Source organism: uncultured Anaerococcus sp. (assembly GCF_963512375.1).
Lineage (GTDB): Bacteria > Bacillota > Clostridia > Tissierellales > Peptoniphilaceae > Anaerococcus.
This window is the reverse complement of sequence record NZ_CAUPMI010000027.1, coordinates 15,592-29,484: the sequence shown is the minus strand read 5'-3', so window position 1 is coordinate 29,484 and position 13,893 is coordinate 15,592. Positions and strand designations below refer to the sequence as shown.

Here is a 13,893-nt window from a genome sequence, read left to right as displayed (position 1 = left end):
ATTTGCATCTCCAGCTTGTATGTGATAAAGTATTTTTATCCAAGTCTAACCTCCTTATTTAATTGTGCATATGACTATCACAATTATACTTTAAGGAGGTTTTCTTGGTGCTTGAAGCTAAAGCGAAGTCCCTCCACCTGCATAGCAGGTGGTTTTTTGTTTCGCTCTCTTTCGTTCGCTCAACTCACTTAAGTGAACAAAAAAGACTCCTAAGGATTCCTTAGGAGTTATTTTTATCTGTAATCTTCTTCTGAAAAATCAGGATCTTGGGTAAAGTTTAGGCCTAATTTCCTAAGCATAGATTTTTGTGAATCATTTAAGATGACTGTTGAGTGGGCATCTAGTCCCTTAAGTTTACCAATTTGCTTGATTGCCATGTGGGTTAGTGGGTTGGTTGTAGCTGAAATTGATAAGGCTATTAGCATTTCATTTACAGAAAGACTTGTCTCATCGCTACCAAGCTCCATTGTCTTTAGGCTAGATACTGGCTCTATTATATGAGGAGAGATGAGTAAAATTTCATCATCAAGGCCTCCAAGTTTCTTAAGAGCATTTAAGATGCAGGCAGCTGGAGCTGAAAGAAGGTTTGATTTCTTGCCTGTGATTATATTGCCATCTTCTAGTTCAATGGCAAAGGCATCACTTCCTGCTCTTTTCGCTCTGTCTCTTGCAGCTATGGCTACTGCCCTATCATCTGGGCCTATCTCTAGCTGGCTCATTAACATTTGAATCTTCTCTAGGGTATGGACAGGTACCTTGGCTAGCCTGTAATCAACTAGGGTATTGTAGTATCTTCTGATAATTTCTGCCTTAGAAGCCTCACTTGCTTCATTTTCATCTACTATGCAAAAGCCTACCCTATTAACTCCCATATCTGTTGGTGACTTGTATGGAGATGATCCCATTATCTTTTCAAACATCTTCTTAAGAATTGGGAAGGCCTCTACATCCCTATTGTAGGATACGGCTGATATACCATAGGCCTCTAGATGATAAGGATCTATCATGTTTATATCATCAAGATCTGCTGTTGCTGCTTCGTAGGCCATATTAACTGGATGTTTTAAAGGTAAATTCCAGATTGGGAAGGTCTCAAATTTCGCATAGGCCGCATTTACTCCATTTTCATGGTCTAAATACATTTGTGATAGGCAGGTGGCCATCTTTCCTGAACCAGGACCAGGACCTGTAACTACTACTAGGGGTCTTTTGGTTTCGACATGGTCATTTTTACCAAAACCATTTTCTGATATAATTGTGGTCAAATCATTTGGATAGCCTTTTATATCATAGGTTTTATAATTTTTTATACCGAGGTTATCAAGGTATTTAATGTATTTCTTGGCCTTTTCTTGTTCTTCATACTGGGTGATGACAATGGCTGATACCAAAAATCCTATATCTTCAAGGGCACTTTTTAGCCTTATGGCCTCTGTGTCATAAGAGATACCGTTATCTCCCCTAATTTTTGAATTTTCGATATCCTTAGCATTTATTGTTATGATAATTTCTGTCTTATCTTTTATATTTAGAAGCATCCTAAGTTTACTATCAGGCAAAAATCCTGGCAATACCCTAGAAGCATGAGCATCATCAAAGAGCTTGCCTCCAAATTCTAGGTAGAGCTTGTCAAAGTGGCTGATTCTTTCAAGAATTTTTTCTGATTGTTCTTTTATATATTTGTCGTTATCAAAAGCAAATTTCATCCTTACCTCCATTTATTACTTAATGATTATACCAAGTTTTTTCCAAAAAAAAATAAGACGTAAAAAATTTACGCCCTATTCTGTTATTATTGTTTTTGCAGTATTTAGCAAGATTAAGATGTCATTTTTAACCGAAAGATTTTCTATATATTTTAATTTCAGATCGATTTTTATAGGAAGAATCTTTTCTAAATAAATTTTCTCGCTGTCTTCTATGGAATTATAATATTCGCTTTCATTTCTAAATTCTATTGAAGCGTAGTCTGTAATTCCTGGTCTTACAGCAAAGATTACATCATAATAATTATCATAAAGACCTACCATCTTTGGTGTCTCAGGCCTTGGGCCAACTAGGGACATGTGGCCAAGTAATACATTGAAAAACTGTGGCAATTCATCTATCTTCCATTTTCTTAAAAAGCCACCCACCCTTGTTATACGTGGGTCATTTTTTACTGTTAGGTTGTCAAGATTTTTATCTGCCCCTACTCTCATCGTCCTAAATTTAATGATGTAGAAGGGCTTTTTGTCCTTGCCTAGTCTTTCTTGTTTATAAAATACAGGGCCTTTAGAGTCAAGCTTGATTGCAATAGCAATTATTCCTATTGGTATCAATATTAGAATTATTACAATAAGTGAAATTAGAATGTCAAAGAGCCTTTTGAAAAATAAGCTAAGCTTTTTATTATTTAATTTTTGATATATTAAATCTTCATTAACTTTCTTCACTTTTATCCTCAAATTTTGAAATCTCTCAATATTAAACTTCAATATCTAAAAATGTCTAGTATTGACTAATTTTCTGGCCATCCTTCTGTTTTATATTGATTGCCCTCTTGGTCAATCCACATTACTTCGCAATTATTCTCTTTTGCAAACTTCAGGCCTTCTTCATGGTCTATGATGAATAGATAAGTAGAAATAGTATCTGCTAAGGCTATATCATCTAAGATAACTGAAACTGATGTCCATCTAGTTGATGGATACATGGTCTCTGGGTCTATTATGTGGTGGTATCTTTTGCCATCTACTACGAAATATCTTTGATAATCACCACTTGTCACTACAGATGTATCCTTAAGACTTACAATCGAAACATATGGATTATCCTTATCTTCTAGATCTGGATTTTGGATGGCTATCTTGTAATTGCGATTTTCTGCTCCTGGATTATCTCCAATTAGCATATCATCCCCACCTACTGATAAGATTCCGTGTTCTAGGCCAGATTCCTTAAGTTTTTCACCAATGATTTTTGTGGCATAGCCCTTGCCGATAGCTCCAATATCTATTTGGACATCTTTATCATTTATATAGACTGTTGAGTTTTCTTCATCTATTTCTATGGCATCTATATTCCTGTGCTTGCTTGCACTTACTAGGTCTTCTTCGGCTGGTATAGCTGCCTTGTCAGGATTATTTATAGACATCTCCCTAAAGTCATGCCACAAACCTAAGAGTGAACCCATGGCTATGTTTATCTTACCATCTGTAAGCTCATACATTTCTTTAGAATATTTCACTAAGTCTATGATTGCTTTGTCGACCTTAACTGGCTCTATACCTGCTTTTTGATTGATTGTATAGAAGTTATTTACTCCCTCAAACTCATCATAAGAGTTATAAAGCTTGTGGTAGACGCTTAATTCTTCCTTTAAGATTCCAACTAGCCTATCAAACTCTTGATCATCTTTTGTGTAGGCTATGAAGCTTGTTATGGTATCGAAATAATCATAGATATTTGTTTGGTTTTTAACAAACTTTCCATCTAAAGAAGTTTCTTTTATTTCTTCTTTATTGTCTTCCTGATTTTCTTCTTGGTCTGCCTCTTTATTGCTTGTAGAATTTTCTTCTACAGCTGTAAGTTTTGGCTTACTTTCTTCTGTATTTTCTTTATTGTTAGCACAAGCTGTTAGTGTCAGCGCCAGTGCTAATAGTGCTACATATTTTCTCATAGTATTTTATTTATGTTAATTGTCTCCATGTCTTTATTTATTGAAAGGCCTTCTTCTTCAGCCCAATTTAAGAGGATATCTGCTGCTACCTTATCCCTAAAGTCATTCCATTCTGATTCTAGGCCTAGCTCGTAAACAGTATCTAAAAACTCTGCCTCAGGCGCTATAAATTCTGCATTATCTATGAAGGCATCTCTGGCTCTTTTGCCAAGGCTTACTATAAAGGCATCTCTTATATCAGAGCCATCTATCTCATCGCTACCAGGCATGAGTATATAATGCTCTACATCATCGTCTATGTCAATATAGGATTTTACTATATCCTCTCTTGTTTGAATTTCTTGATTTATCCTAATAAAATCAAGAGATTCTGTGTTTAACCACATATTTTTTAGATATGAGTCTTCATCTATCAAGGTCCATTTTTCAACTAACCAAGATAGGTTGATTGGTTTTCTATCTTTCATACTTCTTTTATCTTAAAAATAGCTACTTCATATTCCCAAAGCTCTATTTTTAGGTTGTTTCCTTTCTTAACTTCTATCTTTCTTTCTTCGTATCTGTAGTCACCATATTTACTTGATCTAGAGTTTAAAACTTCCTCAAATATCAAGTCTTCATCATAAGGTATTTCATATCCCCCGTGATAGACTCCTGTCATATTTAGAACAACTAAGAACCTATCTTCATCTGCCCTTCTTTCATAGGCAAATACAGAGTTGATGTTATCATCTACTACCTTCCACATGAATCCCTGATCTTCATAGTCATATTTATAGAAGGCCTTCTCATCTAGGTAAAGTTTATTTAAATCTTTTATAAAATTATGATAATCTCTGTGGATTGGATAGTCTAGATATTCCCATCTGATTCCCACATTTTCATTCCACTCTTCAAAGGTAGCAATTTCATTGCCCATGAAGTTTAAAAACTTGCCAGGATGGGTCATTTGATAGGCCATAAGAACTTTTAATTGCTTAAACTTATCTTCATAGGACCCTGCCATCTTATCAACCATTGATTTTTTAAGGTGGACAACCTCATCATGGCTAAGGGGCAAGAGGAATCTCTCATTTGGGAAATAATACATAGAAAATGTGATGTTGCCCTGATAGTCCCTACGATTATATGAGTCGACCTTAAAATACCTGAGGGTATCATTCATCCAGCCCATATCCCACTTATAGTCAAAGCCTAAACCGCCCTCGCTTACAGGATGGGTTACCTTTGGATAATCTGAAGAATCCTCTGCTATCCTCATTACATCTGGATGGGACTTTTCTAAGGTCTCATTTAGGTTTTTGATAAAAAATATATTATCGTGGTGAACTCCCCTATCAGAGTTGCCATTATAAAATACCATATAAGATACAGCATCTATCCTTATTCCATCTAGGTGAAATTCTTCTATTAGATAGGTCATAGATGATTTCATAAAGCTTCTGACATGGCCCTTTGAATAATCAAAGTTATTTGAGCCCCATTCAGAATATTTTAAATCCATATATTCTGATTCATACATGGCTGTACCATCAAAATGGTCTAGGCCATAGTAATCTGATGCGTAATGAACAGCTACAACATCTAATATTACCCCAATATTATTTTGATGTAAAAGGTCTACGAATTTTTTAAAGTCTCTTACGCTTCCATACCTGTGACTAATTGCAAAAAATCCTGTTGATTGGTAGCCCCAGGATGGATAAAATGGATATTCTGTAACTGGCATTATCTCTACATGAGTATAATTCATCTCCTTGATATAGGCAATTAATCTATCAACTATATCAAGAAAATTAACCTGATTTGAAAATCTCAAAAATGAGGATACATGTAGTTCGTAGATATTAAGTGGCTTATCAAATCGCTTATCTCTTGTTTTTAAATATTCTTCATCATTAAAAACATAGTCATCTTCTACAATTTTTGAGGCAAAATCACCCTCACCATCCATGGCATGGGCAAAGGGATCTGTCTTTTCTACCCAATTTCCATCTTTTACTACGATATATTTGTAATAGTCATTTACTTTTGCATCAAAATATCCAAAGAAATATCCATATTGGGCATTTTTGCTAAGTTCTCTTATATCCCAACCAGTGAAGTCACCCTTGATATAAACCTCATCGGCATTTGGTGCATATACCCTAAATTCGTAGCCATCACCTTTTTTGATTGGCCCCCAAATCTTATGACCAATACTTGAGTTACCATCAATATAATCTTTTATTTTGTCATAATCTGTTGATAATATATTAACTTTCATGAATATTTCCTATTAAATTTTCTATATGCTTGGATAATATTTCAATTCCCTTGGTATTTTTTGCTCCCCTTGGAATAATTATGTCAGCATATTTTTTGCTCGGCTCAACATATTTTTCATGCATCGGTTTTACTTGCTCTATATATTGGGTTAGGCAAGATTCTATAGACCTGCCCCTCTCCTTGGTATCTCTTAAAATCCTTCTTTTAAGCCTGACATCACTATCAGCATCCACAAAGACCTTAGTGTCTGTTATTTCCCTAATTTTTTTATCATAAAGAACTAAAATACCTTCGATTAATATAATTTTTTTAGGGCTAATCTTTTTTGTTTGCTTACTTCTGGTGTGGATAGTGTAGTCATAAAGAGGCATTTCGATATCATTTCCATCTAATAATTTATTTAAATCATCATAAAATAGATCATTATCAAAGGCCTTAGGGTGATCGTAATTTAGTCCTACCCTATCTTCAAAGGCCAGGTCATCATGGGCCTTGTAATAATTATCATGACCTATAACTACAAGGTCATTTTCAAATTCTTTGGCTAAAAGCTTTACTATCGAAGATTTACCACTAGCAGACCCGCCTGCAACAGCTAAGATTTTAGGTTTAATCATAGTTTTATCTCGTTTTTGATTGTCCCTTCTAGGTATGAATATAAATTGTCAAAAACAATTTCCGCCCTAATTTGCATAGCTTCTTGGGTATAGAAGGCAACGTGGTTTGTCAAAAGAACATTTTTTGCATTTCTAAGTGGATAATCCTTTGGAAGTGGTGGTTCCATATCAAATACATCTATACCAGCACGAAGCTTATCTTCGTTTAATAATTTGGCTAGGTAGTCATTATCTACTACAGCTCCCCTAGCACAATTTATGAGTACTGCCTTATCTTTCATTAGGTCAAGCTCCTCTTTGCCTAGGAAATGTTTGGTTTCTTTATTATTTGGTATATGAAGAGAAACTATGTCTGATTCCTTAAGTAGGGTCTTAAGGTCGACATATTCTACACCTAATGCCTTTATTTCTTCTTTTTCTGTCCTTGAATAGGCTATTATCTTGCAACCAAATACTTGTAAGATTTCTATTAATTTTTTGCCGATATTTCCTGTGCCGATTACACCAAAGGTTTTACCCTTAATTAGCGAGCCTATTAGTTTGTTGGTCTTATCTTCAAAGATATTTTCATTATTTTCATTGAATTTTCTTAAAACACCGATTGTAAGTCCTATAACAAGCTCTGCAACAGAATCATCAGAATAACCTGAAGCATTAAGGACCTTTATGCCATTTTCCTTGCAAGCATCAAGGTCAACATGGTCTACACCAGTAAAGGCCACATCTATAAGCTTAAGCTTTGTTGCCTCTATTACCCTTCCGCTTACTGGCTTATTGGTAATAATAGCTATATCAGTATCTTTAAGCCTTTCAATTTTTTCAGCCTCATCCTTAGCACTCTCATTAAAATATTCAAACTCATGGCCTAGGGCCTCTAATTTTTCTTTTTGTTCTAAAATATATGATTCTTTAACTTCCAATGGATCTATAAGACTAATTTTCATTAATATGCTCCTTATCGTTTTTATAAAAAATCTCTTGCATTTATTATACTCTATTTGCAAATAAAGAAGTAGTTATAATATGAAAAGCTTTTTACTGACTTGAAAAAATTATCCTCTTGTGATAAATTGTTAATAAGAATAGAAAGGAATAAGCATGGCGGTAGGAATAGCATTTGACAAAGGGCTTTGCGTAGATGCCCTAAAATATTATTGTGAAGTTTTTGATTTGGATTTCCCAGCAAATATCATCAGATACAGTGATTTCCCAAAATATAATTTACCATCTGATTTAAAAGATAGGATTTATAGTTCATATCTAGATATCTATGATAATAGAATATATTTTTATGATGTAACTAATGATGCAAGTTTAAAAAAAGGAAACAATGTAAAAATTGTAATAGAAACTAGTTCTGACAATCTGTTTAGGGCCTATATGAATTTTAGGAAGGATTCTAATATTACTTTCGAGCCTCAAAGGATTAATAAGAAATTATTTACAACCCTTATAGATAAGTATGATGTAAGCTGGCAATTTATTGCTGACATTAAAGAATAAATAAGACCCCAAAGCCTATGCCTTAGACTTTGCGGTCTTATTTTTTTCTCTTAATTTTTTAAAAAAGCTTTGCAAGATTTCTAGGGACTCTTCTGCCATGAGGCCGTAGGATATTTCTGGCACATTTAGATGAGGACTATCTTGGTTTATAAAATTTGTTGAAAATCCACCTCTTTTTGGGTCTTTTTGACCAATTACTAGTCTTTTTATCCTAGAATGCATTATTGCCCCTGCACACATTATGCAAGGCTCAAGGGTGGTGTAAATTGTGCATTCTTCAAGCCTGAAATCACCGATTTTCTCTCCTGCCTGCCTTAGGGCATAGATCTCTGCATGGTTTAGGGCAGATTTGCCCTTGTAGGTGAAGTTGTGACCCCTGCCTACGATTTTATCCTCAAAAACAACAACGGCCCCTATTGGGACCTCGTCAATTGCTTTTGCAAGTTTGGCCTCATAAAGGGCCTCATTCATAAAAAATTTGTCTTTTTCATTAAATATATCTTGCATATAAAATTTCCTTTTGGTGTACCGAAGAGGATTCGAACCTCCGACACCTGCCTTAGGAGGGCAGTGCTCTATCCAGCTGAGCTACCGGTACATAAAAAGCAAAATAAATTTGCTTTTATCTTGCTATTAGTGCTTTAAGTAGGAAGTTTGAACTATCCTTGATAGTCCTAATTATCCTTGAAAAAAGTGTCGCCCTATCTAGAGCTTTCTTAGAATAAAGGCCTACTTTAGCTTCTTCATCCTTGTATGATATCTCCACATCACCTAGGTCTTCGCCTTCTTTTATAGGAGCTTTGATACCGTCTTTTATATTATACACCACTTTTGGATTTTCGCCTTCTTTTACTATCATTTTTATATCTTCTTTTGGGAAAAGCTCTATATATCCTTGTTTGACGGTCGGATCTTTTTTTGTAGTAGCTGCTACATTTGTATCAAGAACTGTCCTTAGTGAATAATATTTGCTCACATAGTAAATTAAATCGCTCATTACGAGATTTCTGGTATCTTTTTGATCAGCTCCCATAACTACTCCGATTGTCCTAAAGGTGTCCTTGCTATCAAGCTTGCTCATGTCACAAGTTGTAACTAGGCAATAGCCTGCAGCATCTGTCGTACCAGTCTTTAGACCATCTACACCTTCAATTTCATCCATTAAAGGTATAGTTGATTTTTTATCTATGTCCTTGGCAGGATTTTTAATCTCTCTAATAGCTGTATAATCTAATATTTGTGGATAATTTTTTATTATATAAGCACTTAGCTTAAATAAATCTCTTGCTGAAGATGAATTTTGGAAGCCATCTTCTGTTTCTATACCGCTGGCATTGTAATAAACCTGGCTATCAAAGCCTAATTCCTTAGCCTTTTCATTCATTTTTCTAGCAAAGGCTGCCTCTGATACTTCTAGTGTATTGGCAAGCAAATATGCACAGTCATTACCGCTTACAGCTATAAGGCCTTCAAGAAGTTCTTTGACAGTATAGGTCATCCCATCTTTTACCCCAAGGGCTGAATATTCCCAGCTTGTTAGTTTTTCACTTTCGCTGTCTGCTTCTACCTTGGTATCTAAGCTGATTTTACCTTCATCTATGGCTTCTTCTACTAGTAAAAAAGTCATAAGCTTGCTAAGAGATGCCATTGGCATTGACTCATCAGCGTTTTTTTCATAATAAACTTCGCCTGTTTCCTCATTGGCAATTAGGTAGGCTTTTACATTATTATCAAGTCCTACTATCTTGTTTTGGCTAGTAGCCAAACTTACAGGCATAAGGCCCATAAAAAATGTCATGATTAGACTTAATATTTTAAATTTCCTTTTCACTACTCCTCCTAGTTTAGAAAAGATTCTAGCTTCTTGTAATTCTCCCTTAAAAGTTTTAGAGTTTTGACATCTACAGCCCTATCATAAGCAAAGCCTAAGATTTCAGCTTCTTGCATGCCTATCTTTCTAAAGAGCATGCAGGCCTTAAAAAGAGAATTGTAGATATTTAGGGGATTTATATCGTGGAAGGTATCTTCCAAATCATCCTTATATTCTTTAACTAAGGTATGGGTAAATTCCCTGCCATCTTTTCCTATATCACGTTTGCCATTGAATTTATTGATCACGTGGATTCTGAGCATATTTATTAGCTCATCCCTGAGTTCATTCATCTTGATAGATGCTGCAAGGGTATTATTTTCCTTTAGGTATAAAGACACTTCGATAGCATAGGCAAAGAAATTTTTGACAGTTTTTTCAAACTCATACTCCTTAACTGGCTTTATACCATAGTCTTCATTTGCCAGAAGCCTTTCGCTGCCTGGTCTGTTATACAAAAATTCTATGTCATTTGGCAAAGTTTTGATAAATTCACCTGCTATGTCGCTTGCTATAACTGATTCTGATATCTTGATATCATCAGCCTTATAAAGGTCGATAGTTGTGTAGGTAAATTTATTTTTGTCAATTTCTGCAAGGTCTTTGCTTCTCTTGCTAAAGAGAACATCATCAAAAAGGCCTTCAAATTCTTCTTCAAGCTTGCCAATTATTACATTGTTCACTACTGTATATATATGATAAAATTCATCGTTATTATATCTTTTTACATAAAAAATAGATTCTATAGTATCGTTTTTATTGGCATAGTCTTTTATTCTTTGTGAAATATCATTTCTCATTTTCACACCAACTTTCTATAAAGCGTTTTAGCAACCTTGCCGTAAGTCCCCATATGACAGGGTCTGTGTCATAGAAGGAAAGCTCACTTACACCTGCCACAAATCTATAGTTTATACCATTTGGTATCTTTTCAAAAGGGAAACCTTCTGGAAAGTTTAATCTATATGGGCAAATATAGGTTACAGGCGGGTTGGATTTTAAATAATCAATATCAACTGCAAATATTGATTCTACTTCCTCATTATACTTTATTTCGTCTAAATTTTTATTAATTCTTCCATAAAAACTTTTTATATAGCTATGGGATGATGTTAAAATCGTTGATGAATATCCCAAATATTCGATGTCAGCTTCATCTAAGAGGAGCTCTTCCATAGTCTCCCTTATAGCCGCATCCTTAAAATCTTCACCTTCTTTACGGCCACCTCCAGGAAATGATACCTCCCCAGGCTGCCTAACTAGCTCGCTTCTTTTTTCAAAAAGTATATGGTCCTTGCCATTTACTTCTATAATTGGGATGAAAACCGCATAGAAATCGAGTTTTTCATAATAGTCATCATCTACTTGTAAATATTTCATATAAACCTCTAATAAAATGATATATAAATTGAGTGATAAAGTCAAGTTTAATAGTATAATTAATTTTTAATGAAAGGAGTTATTATGTTTAAAGAGTTTAAAGAATTTATATCACGTGGAAATGTGATTGATATGGCTATAGGTATTATAATGGGTTCTGCTTTTACAGCTATTGTAAAAAGCATGGTTGATGACTTACTTATGCCAATTATAGCTGGCCTTACAGCTGGTGTTAACTATGAAGACCTAGTAATAAATATTGGAGGAGCCAGCCTAAAGTTAGGTAACTTCATCAATGCTATCATTTCATTTTTAATCATTGCCTTTGTAATGTTCTTGATAGTTAAGGCTATAAATTCTCTTCACAAAAAAGAAGAGGAGGAAGTGACTACAAAAGAATGTCCTTACTGCCAAAGTGAAATTGATATCAAGGCTACAAGATGTCCAAACTGTACATCTAAGCTTGAAAATTATTCAAACGAATTAGAATAATTTAAAAAGTCCCGATTCTTAGTTTTCTAAGTCGGGACTTTTTCTTATCTTTTCTTCTCTTTTACATAATCACAAGCTGAGCATTTTATCTCATCTATCTTTCTATTTTTCTTATGGATTAAGAGATTGCCACATTCTGGACATTTTTCACCTGTTGGTGGATCCCAAAGGGCGTAGTCACAATCTGGGAAATTATTGCAGCCATAAAATCTCTTGCCTCTCTTTGAGACTTTCTCTATTATCTCTCCATCCTTACATTTTGGACATTTGACTCCAGTTGTCTTTATGATTGACTTGGTAAAATCACAATCTGGAAAACCAGTACAGCCTATAAATTTACCATTACGGCCGTGTTTTATGGCTAGAGGCTTACCGCATTTTGGACATTTTTCATCAAGGACCTTATCTTTTACCTTGTAGTCTGTAGTGTCTTTCTTGACATTTTCCATATCCTTGCTGAAATCCTTATAAAAAGCTCCTAGGACATCCTTCCAGAAGACTTCATTTTCTGCTATCTTATCCAATTGACTTTCCATTTCAGCAGTAAATTCTACGTTTATTACATCGTCAAAATTTTCTTGAAGGAAGTCATTTACAGTTTTTCCTAGCTTGGTAGGATAAATTGACCTACCATCTAGCTCGACGTAATTTCTTGACATAATTTGGTTGATTGTTGCAGAATAGGTTGATGGCCTGCCGATTCCAAATTCTTCTAGGGTCTTTACTAGTGATGCTTCTGTGTATCTTGCAGGTGGATTTGTAAAGTGCTGGTCTTTTTCTATTTTTGTCGCACTTATGACATCCCCTTCATTTAAGTCAGGTAAAATATTTTCATTATCAAGATTTCCTGATACTTTATTAAAGCCGTCAAAGATTGTAATTTTACCATTTGACCTGAAGATTAAACCATTATTTTCAAAGCTAATTTGTGTTGAAAGATATTCGTAATCTGCCATCTGGCTTGCCACTACCCTGGACCAGATTAGCTTATAGAGCTTGTATTGTTGGTCTGATAAATAGGCCTTTAGGCTTATTGGGTCCCTATAGATAGAGGTTGGCCTTATGGCCTCGTGGGCATCTTGGCTGCCCTTTTTCTTTGCTCCATAGGTCTTACCCTTAGAGGCATACTTTTCTCCGTACTTTTCCTTGATATATTTTAGGGATTCGCCTACTATCTCACTTGAAATCCTTGTAGCATCTGTTCTCATGTAGGATATTAGACCTACAGTTCCCTCATGGCCTATATCTATACCCTCATAGAGCTGTTGGGCTACTTGCATGGTAAATTTGGTTGAAAAACCAAGCTTATTTGATGCATCTTGTTGGAGGGTTGAGGTGGTATATGGGGCCTGAGCCTTACGTTTTTTCTTTGTTTTTGTTACATTAATAACTTCAAATTTATCCTTGTCAATCTTATTTAAGACCTTATCTGCTCCGGATTCGTTCGAAACCTTCATTTTTTTGCTTTTTGAACCATAAAACTCAGATTCAAAGTCTATATTTTCATGATTATGTTTGGCCTTAATTGTCCAATATTCTTCTGGGATAAACTTATCAATCTCATCTTGCCTATCTACTACTAGCTTTAGGGCAATGGATTGGACACGACCTGCTGATAGGCCCGCCTTTACTCTCTTCCAAAGGATTGGACTTATTTCATAACCTACTATCCTATCCATGACCCTTCTTGCCTGTTGGGCATCTACAAGGTTCTTGTCGATTTTCCTAGGGTTTTTGATGGCATTTAGGACGTTGTTTTTGGTTATTTCGTGAAATTCCACCCTATTTTTCGCCTCTGGGTCTAGACCTAAAAGAAATTGTAAGTGCCAGCTTATGGCCTCACCTTCCCTATCAGGGTCTGTCGCCAGATAAATATTTTCAGCATTATCAGCTTCTTTTTTTAATTCATTAATAGTTTTCGCCCTGCCCCTTACCTTTATGTATTCAGGTTCAAAGTTATTTTCTATATCAACCCCAAATTTAGACTTAGGCAAATCTCTTAAGTGGCCTACTGTGGCCTTTACCTTATAATTTCTGCCTAGCATTTTTGAAATTGACCTAGCCTTGGTTGGCGACTCAACTATTACTAGATTTTTTGCCAA

General features: G+C 35.0%; 14 protein-coding genes and 1 tRNA gene. 2 read left to right on the top strand and 13 right to left on the bottom strand.

Annotated features, from left to right (window positions below; all coding sequences use genetic code 11):
* Window positions 1-233 precede the first annotated feature (233 nt).
* The 7 genes from RRB46_RS09740 to RRB46_RS09710 form a co-directional block, all read right to left on the bottom strand.
* Window positions 234-1,706, bottom strand: a complete 1,473-nt coding sequence (locus RRB46_RS09740; protein ID WP_297690235.1) for a DUF1846 domain-containing protein — start codon at window positions 1,704-1,706, stop codon at window positions 234-236.
* A gap of 75 nt (window positions 1,707-1,781) precedes the next feature.
* Window positions 1,782-2,435 carry a sugar transferase gene (locus tag RRB46_RS09735; protein WP_311538379.1) on the bottom strand — a complete coding sequence of 218 codons (654 nt, stop codon included), beginning with the start codon at window positions 2,433-2,435 and terminating at the stop codon, window positions 1,782-1,784.
* 65 nt (window positions 2,436-2,500) lie between these two features.
* A complete protein-coding gene (locus RRB46_RS09730; RefSeq protein WP_296129953.1) occupies window positions 2,501-3,661 on the bottom strand; it encodes an FAD:protein FMN transferase in 1,161 nt (386 codons plus the stop codon).
* Window positions 3,658-4,128: an acyl carrier protein gene (locus RRB46_RS09725; RefSeq protein WP_311538378.1), complete on the bottom strand. Its 471-nt coding sequence runs from the start codon at window positions 4,126-4,128 to the stop codon at window positions 3,658-3,660. Before RRB46_RS09725 ends, RRB46_RS09730 begins: the two co-directional genes overlap by 4 nt.
* On the bottom strand, window positions 4,125-5,927 hold the full coding sequence (gene glgB / locus RRB46_RS09720) for a 1,4-alpha-glucan branching protein GlgB (protein ID WP_311538377.1): 1,803 nt from the start codon (window positions 5,925-5,927) through the stop codon (window positions 4,125-4,127). Before glgB ends, RRB46_RS09725 begins: the two co-directional genes overlap by 4 nt.
* Entirely contained in the window at window positions 5,917-6,546 is a 630-nt protein-coding gene (gene udk, locus RRB46_RS09715; RefSeq protein WP_311538376.1) for a uridine kinase, read from the bottom strand. The genes glgB and udk overlap by 11 nt, the downstream gene beginning before the upstream one ends.
* On the bottom strand, window positions 6,543-7,490 hold the full coding sequence (locus tag RRB46_RS09710; protein WP_311538375.1) for an NAD(P)-dependent oxidoreductase: 948 nt from the start codon (window positions 7,488-7,490) through the stop codon (window positions 6,543-6,545). The genes udk and RRB46_RS09710 overlap by 4 nt, the downstream gene beginning before the upstream one ends.
* Before the next feature lie 154 nt (window positions 7,491-7,644).
* On the opposite strand from RRB46_RS09710, the gene RRB46_RS09705 reads away from it, so the two are divergent.
* Window positions 7,645-8,049 (top strand): hypothetical protein, encoded by a 405-nt coding sequence (locus RRB46_RS09705; protein WP_311538374.1) that lies wholly within the window; start codon window positions 7,645-7,647, stop codon window positions 8,047-8,049.
* Window positions 8,050-8,064: 15 nt separating this feature from the next.
* On the opposite strand, the gene RRB46_RS09700 is transcribed toward RRB46_RS09705, so the two are convergent.
* From RRB46_RS09700 to RRB46_RS09680, 5 genes are all read right to left on the bottom strand, one after another.
* Entirely contained in the window at window positions 8,065-8,556 is a 492-nt protein-coding gene (locus tag RRB46_RS09700; RefSeq protein ID WP_297690221.1) for a nucleoside deaminase, read from the bottom strand.
* Between the two features lie 14 nt (window positions 8,557-8,570).
* Window positions 8,571-8,647, bottom strand: a tRNA-Arg gene (locus tag RRB46_RS09695).
* Window positions 8,648-8,671: 24 nt separating this feature from the next.
* Window positions 8,672-9,880, bottom strand: coding sequence for a D-alanyl-D-alanine carboxypeptidase family protein (locus RRB46_RS09690; RefSeq protein ID WP_311538373.1), 1,209 nt, complete (start codon window positions 9,878-9,880; stop codon window positions 8,672-8,674).
* Between the two features lie 8 nt (window positions 9,881-9,888).
* The gene (locus RRB46_RS09685) at window positions 9,889-10,719 is read right to left on the bottom strand and encodes an aminoglycoside 6-adenylyltransferase (protein WP_311538372.1); all 831 of its coding nucleotides are present in this window, start codon (window positions 10,717-10,719) and stop codon (window positions 9,889-9,891) included.
* Window positions 10,709-11,299: a CoA pyrophosphatase gene (locus tag RRB46_RS09680; RefSeq protein ID WP_311538371.1), complete on the bottom strand. Its 591-nt coding sequence runs from the start codon at window positions 11,297-11,299 to the stop codon at window positions 10,709-10,711. Before RRB46_RS09680 ends, RRB46_RS09685 begins: the two co-directional genes overlap by 11 nt.
* A gap of 84 nt (window positions 11,300-11,383) precedes the next feature.
* Between RRB46_RS09680 and mscL the strand changes: the two genes are divergently transcribed.
* Window positions 11,384-11,791: a large conductance mechanosensitive channel protein MscL gene (gene mscL, locus RRB46_RS09675; RefSeq protein ID WP_311538370.1), complete on the top strand. Its 408-nt coding sequence runs from the start codon at window positions 11,384-11,386 to the stop codon at window positions 11,789-11,791.
* A 44-nt stretch (window positions 11,792-11,835) separates the two neighbouring features.
* Here mscL and topA read toward each other — a convergent pair whose 3' ends face one another.
* Complete coding sequence (gene topA, locus RRB46_RS09670; RefSeq protein ID WP_311538369.1) at window positions 11,836-13,893, bottom strand: type I DNA topoisomerase; 2,058 nt, start codon at window positions 13,891-13,893, stop codon at window positions 11,836-11,838.

Bases quoted from the DNA above. Each gene is read 5' to 3' on its own strand.
- RRB46_RS09710 (WP_311538375.1), bottom strand. From the start codon at position 7,490: ATGAAAATTAGTCTTATAGATCCATTGGAAGTTAAAGAATCATATATT.
- udk (WP_311538376.1), bottom strand. From the start codon at position 6,546: ATGATTAAACCTAAAATCTTAGCTGTTGCAGGCGGGTCTGCTAGTGGT.
- glgB (WP_311538377.1), bottom strand. From the start codon at position 5,927: ATGAAAGTTAATATATTATCAACAGATTATGACAAAATAAAAGATTAT.
- RRB46_RS09740 (WP_297690235.1), bottom strand. From the start codon at position 1,706: ATGAAATTTGCTTTTGATAACGACAAATATATAAAAGAACAATCAGAA.
- RRB46_RS09700 (WP_297690221.1), bottom strand. From the start codon at position 8,556: ATGCAAGATATATTTAATGAAAAAGACAAATTTTTTATGAATGAGGCC.
- RRB46_RS09680 (WP_311538371.1), bottom strand. From the start codon at position 11,299: ATGAAATATTTACAAGTAGATGATGACTATTATGAAAAACTCGATTTC.
- mscL (WP_311538370.1), top strand. From the start codon at position 11,384: ATGTTTAAAGAGTTTAAAGAATTTATATCACGTGGAAATGTGATTGAT.
- RRB46_RS09705 (WP_311538374.1), top strand. From the start codon at position 7,645: ATGGCGGTAGGAATAGCATTTGACAAAGGGCTTTGCGTAGATGCCCTA.
- RRB46_RS09685 (WP_311538372.1), bottom strand. From the start codon at position 10,719: ATGAGAAATGATATTTCACAAAGAATAAAAGACTATGCCAATAAAAAC.
- RRB46_RS09725 (WP_311538378.1), bottom strand. From the start codon at position 4,128: ATGAAAGATAGAAAACCAATCAACCTATCTTGGTTAGTTGAAAAATGG.
- RRB46_RS09730 (WP_296129953.1), bottom strand. From the start codon at position 3,661: ATGAGAAAATATGTAGCACTATTAGCACTGGCGCTGACACTAACAGCT.